Origin of the sequence: Stenotrophomonas sp. SrG, assembly GCF_050031795.1 — a bacterium.
Lineage (GTDB): Bacteria > Pseudomonadota > Gammaproteobacteria > Xanthomonadales > Xanthomonadaceae > Stenotrophomonas > Stenotrophomonas rhizophila_A.
The window spans coordinates 1-231 of record NZ_JBNBBE010001675.1; the positions used below are offsets into that span (position 1 = coordinate 1).

Genomic DNA, 231 nt, shown 5'->3' on the forward strand with positions numbered 1-231 from the left:
ACGCTGTACCCGAGGGCGCTCAGCTGGGGCTTCCGCCGCTCCGGCGACCTGGTCTACCGCCCGCTCTGCGCCAACTGCCATGCCTGCGTGACGGTGCGGGTGCCGGTGGCCCGTTTCGCACCCGACCGCAGCCAGCGCCGCTGCCTCGCGCGCAACGACGACCTGGAAGTGCGGATCGTGGCTGCCGAGCAGACCGATGAGCAGTTCGGGCGGTACCACCGCGACATGACC

Annotated in this window: 1 pseudogene; it reads left to right on the top strand. The window is 71.4% G+C overall.

The features are described from left to right. Positions 1-231 (top strand): annotated as a pseudogene (locus ACQG3P_RS25065) (arginyltransferase); the annotation flags it as partial.